Below are 3568 nucleotides of genomic sequence, written 5' to 3' on the forward strand. Positions count from 1 at the left end.
GTGTAAGTGAGTTCACGCATACGTGGTACTGAACCTTCTACAGCAAGCGCTGAAGGTGCTAACACAAACTCTCCATTGAAGAAGTGTGGGTGTGCTACACGGCCTGTATGCCATAGTTGGGCGAAGATCTTGCCACCGTTAGCATGAACAGCGTCGGTTACACGTTTCCAGCCTTCAATTTGTTCTGGAGAATAAAGCCCCGGAGTGTTCGGATAACCTTGACCGTCAGGACGGATGATGACGGCTTCTGAAATGATCAAACCTGTATCAGCACGTCGAGCATAGTAGTCTGCCATTGCTTGAGTTGGAACCAGTTCATCATCTGCCATGCAGCGAGTCAGTGGTGCCATAAGAATTCGATTCTGTAGCGTGATAGTGCTGTTGAGTTGTAGAGGTTGAAATAGGTTATCCATGTGATCTTTCCCGTTTTGGTTATTCGTATCTTGAATGCCCATTCAAATTAATCCAACTTGAACGATCATTCAAGAACTTTTTTGAATGAATGTTCAAAATAAGTTATTATGGTCTCATTCAGACCAACTAGAGATTCAATATGCGCAGCGCCGAATTTGATCGAGAAACAGTATTACGATCTGCCATGGATGCTTTTATCAGCAAGGGTTACAGCAAAACAAGTATGCAAGACCTTAAGAAAGCGACTGGCTTACATCCGGGGTCTATTTACTGTGCGTTTGACAACAAACGAGGTTTATTACTTGCTGCTTTAGAGCAGTACCGATCGGATCGAAGTGGTGAACTTTTAGATTTGTTTGACAGTAAATCAACCGTCGTTGAAGGTCTGAGTGCTTATCTTGAAAGTGTGGTTGAGGAGTGCGAAAGCGAGCAAATCCAAGACTGTTTGCTACAAAGAGCCCTTAGTGAATTGGCCCATCAAGACGAAGAAGTTGAGCAAATTATTAGTGCGATGCTTAATGAATGGCAAAACGCGTTTACTGATAAGTTATCTCTTGCACAGCAAAATAATGAAATTCCAAGTGCACGTAACTGTGAAGAGTTATCTCAATTTTTGGTGATGGGTATCTATGGTATTAGAACCTTTTCCCATACCAGACCTGAACAAGGGGCATTAACGAGACTGAGTAAAGATTTACTTAACTACATTCAATCTTAATCAATATTCGAATAGAAATGGCTGAGTATGCGCGAGCACCTCAGCCATTTTTGTAACAGCTAGAGCGGATTTAGTACTAATTCGGGGTTTCTTTCAAAATGTCTGCTTTACGATCTTGAGTGTTGCTRACAGGCAACGAGCGAATCACTAAACTGGGCTCGAGTAACACTTCTTGGTTGTTTACCTGCCCTTGGTGGAGTGACTCAATCATCATATCAAACCCCAATAACGCTATTTGCTTAATAGGCTGCTTAACACTTGAAAACCCAAGTGACTGAGCAATGTAAGTGTCATCAAATCCTACGATTTCTACGCTATGACACTGTTCAGGATCTACCGCTTTCAACGCATTAAATAACTGGCTAGCGACRATGTCATCAGAACAAAAAATGGCACTGAGTGGCAGATGTGAATCAGTGATGTGTTCTTTGATAAAAGCTTCAAGTTGCTGTGGGGTAAAGGGCGTTAGAATGTGTTGTTCTTCAATGCGGCGACCTTTGCTTTCTAACGTTTCTTTAAAGCCTATAAATCGACTTGATTGCTGTCCGCTCGCACCCAAAAATCCAATATGTCTATRCCCTTGCTCTGCAAAATACTTCGCTACTAGTGAACCGCCATGCTGGTGGTTAGTTCCTAAGCTTGCTAGTAACGGGGTAGTGGCGGTGAGCAAAATAACAGGAAAATGGAAGCTTTTTAGGGATTCAATATGCGCATCTTTCAATGAGCGTGGTACTAGGAATACACCGTCAACTTTGTGATTTTCACATTCTGATAAGAAGGTTCTTTCGAGTTGTAAGTTATTGCGGCTATTGAATAAAAGAATACTTCTACCGTGCTTATAGGCTTCTTCCTCCAATACATCTAACAATTGAGCAAAAAATGGATTGGTCATGTTACGAACGATCACAGCGAAAAGTTTGGTCGCTTTTTTACGTTTAGGTGGTGGCTTTTGATAGTTGAGCTCTGTGATTGCAGCATCTACAGCTTGTCTAACTTGCTCTGAAACCTTATCACTTCCGTTTAAAACTCTAGACACGGTAGCAATAGACACACCACTTAGTCGTGCTACTTCTCTTATTGTCATCTTTTACCCTCAAACATTTCCAGGCTCCCGTTTTATATGGTTCTGATATTAGCTCGATCTATGTAACAAGACTTAGTGTTACATCACGTTTGACAGCCGATATGCCCATTCTGGTTAAGAAATGTCGCTATAGGCAACGTTAGAGTATTTTCATGAATGGGTATTGCTCATATTATTTTTCCAACGGAACGAGCTAGGTAGTAAATCGTGCGAGAATTAAAATATAGAACAATTGATACTGCAACAAATAATGAAATTTTAAAGTTTGAAACGATAAGAGAAAATAAACAATATCGACCTTTATTTCATGTTAATCCGCCTTTTGGTCTATTAAATGATCCAAATGGTTTTTGTTATTTTGATGGAAAGTATCATTTATTTTATCAGTGGTTCCCATTTGGAATATTCCATGGTTTAAAGCATTGGATGCATTTAACATCTGATGATTTATATCAATGGAGTGAAGAAGGAACAAAGATAACGCCAAACGAAAATTATGAATCTCACGGCGCTTATTCTGGTTCAGCATTAATTGAAGACGATAATGCCTACTTATTCTACACCGGAAATATAAAGTCAGACGATGCGCGTGATGCTAATCAATGCTTAGCTTTACTAGATAATAAAAATAGTGTGACGAAATCTGTTAATAACCCGATTATCAAGTCGGTTCCTAAGGGATATACCGGTCATGTTCGTGACCCAAAGATTATTAAGCATCAAGGTCAATACATAATGATCTTAGGTGCTCAGAGGGAGGAGGATCTCAAAGGTTGCATTATTGTTTATCGATCGAATGACTTACTAAATTGGACGTTTTCTGGGGAGCTGTCGATAAATGTGGAAGGGAGCTTTGACCAAGCTTATATGTTCGAGTGCCCAGATTTACTAGAAGTTGATGGAAAGGATGTTTTAATCTTTTCTCCTCAGGGCATTGAAGCAAGTGGGGAGCGGTTCCATAACCGCTACAACGTTGTATATTGCGTTGGTCAGGTAGATTGGTCCTCTCTTACTTTTAACGTCGAACACTGGGACGAGCTTGATCGCGGCTTTGATTTTTATGCTCCTCAAACCATGGCGAATAGTCCTATTGGGCCGACGCTGATCGCGTGGGCTGGTACTGACGAAACGTTACCGACTCAAGAGCTTGGTTGGGTTAATTCCTTAACCTTGCCAAGAACGCTATCACTAAAAAATAATCGCTTGTATCAGATTCCAGTTGGAAAAGAGAAGGGAACAACCAGAAATATATTGGCGAGTAATAAACTCAATGAAGACCTCACTGTGAAGTTAGACTCTCTGTCTTTTGAATTGGACATTAATGGTATTGAAAATCTTACCAATATATCAAT

At 40.5% G+C, this 3568-nt stretch carries 4 protein-coding genes; 2 read left to right on the top strand and 2 right to left on the bottom strand.

Annotated features, from left to right (window positions below; genetic code table 11):
• On the bottom strand, positions 1–413 hold a 413-nt coding region (locus tag L4C33_RS20545), incomplete at its 3' end, for an oxidoreductase (protein ID WP_489686454.1).
• A 140-nt stretch (positions 414–553) separates the two neighbouring features.
• Here L4C33_RS20545 and L4C33_RS20550 point away from each other — a divergent pair.
• Positions 554–1132: a TetR/AcrR family transcriptional regulator gene (locus tag L4C33_RS20550; RefSeq protein WP_428814254.1), complete on the top strand. Its 579-nt coding sequence runs from the start codon at positions 554–556 to the stop codon at positions 1130–1132.
• 76 nt (positions 1133–1208) lie between these two features.
• Here L4C33_RS20550 and L4C33_RS20555 read toward each other — a convergent pair whose 3' ends face one another.
• Positions 1209–2216, bottom strand: coding sequence for a LacI family DNA-binding transcriptional regulator (locus L4C33_RS20555; protein WP_428814255.1), 1008 nt, complete (start codon positions 2214–2216; stop codon positions 1209–1211).
• Positions 2217–2423: 207 nt separating this feature from the next.
• On the opposite strand from L4C33_RS20555, the gene L4C33_RS20560 reads away from it, so the two are divergent.
• A partial coding sequence (locus L4C33_RS20560; RefSeq protein WP_428814256.1) for a glycoside hydrolase family 32 protein occupies positions 2424–3568 on the top strand: 1145 nt, incomplete at its 3' end.

The organism is Vibrio makurazakiensis (assembly GCF_050337375.1).
Classification (GTDB): Bacteria; Pseudomonadota; Gammaproteobacteria; order Enterobacterales; family Vibrionaceae; genus Vibrio; species Vibrio makurazakiensis.